Source organism: Pantoea sp. WMus005 (assembly GCF_013415305.1).
In the GTDB taxonomy this organism is placed as follows: domain Bacteria; phylum Pseudomonadota; class Gammaproteobacteria; order Enterobacterales; family Enterobacteriaceae; genus Pantoea; species Pantoea rara.
On record NZ_JACBXU010000013.1, the window covers coordinates 1 to 893 of the forward strand.

1 rRNA gene is annotated in these 893 nt (G+C 53.8%); it reads left to right on the forward strand.

Annotation, left to right across the window (positions count from 1 at the left end):
- Positions 1 to 893 (forward strand): 23S ribosomal RNA (locus HZZ01_RS20675); the annotation flags it as partial.

Consider the following 893-nt stretch of genomic DNA (forward strand, 5'->3'; position numbering starts at 1 on the left):
GGGTGACTGCGTACCTTTTGTATAATGGGTCAGCGACTTATATTCTGTAGCAAGGTTAACCGTATAGGGGAGCCGCAGGGAAACCGAGTCTTAACTGGGCGTTAAGTTGCAGGGTATAGACCCGAAACCCGGTGATCTAGCCATGGGCAGGTTGAAGGTTGGGTAACACTAACTGGAGGACCGAACCGACTAATGTTGAAAAATTAGCGGATGACCTGTGGCTGGGGGTGAAAGGCCAATCAAACCGGGAGATAGCTGGTTCTCCCCGAAAGCTATTTAGGTAGCGCCTCGTGAACTCATCCTCGGGGGTAGAGCACTGTTTCGGCTAGGGGGCCATCCCGGCTTACCAACCCGATGCAAACTGCGAATACCGAGGAATGTTATCACGGGAGACACACGGCGGGTGCTAACGTCCGTCGTGAAGAGGGAAACAACCCAGACCGCCAGCTAAGGTCCCAAAGTCATGGTTAAGTGGGAAACGATGTGGGAAGGCACAGACAGCCAGGATGTTGGCTTAGAAGCAGCCATCATTTAAAGAAAGCGTAATAGCTCACTGGTCGAGTCGGCCTGCGCGGAAGATGTAACGGGGCTAAACCATGCACCGAAGCTGCGGCAGCGACACTTAGGTGTTGTTGGGTAGGGGAGCGTTCTGTAAGCCGTCGAAGGTGGCCTGTGAGGGCTGCTGGAGGTATCAGAAGTGCGAATGCTGACATAAGTAACGATAAAGCGGGTGAAAAGCCCGCTCGCCGGAAGACCAAGGGTTCCTGTTCAACGTTAATCGGAGCAGGGTGAGTCGACCCCTAAGGCGAGGCCGAAAGGCGTAGTCGATGGGAAACAGGTTAATATTCCTGTACTCGGTGTTACTGCGAAGGGGGGACGGAGAAGGCTATATC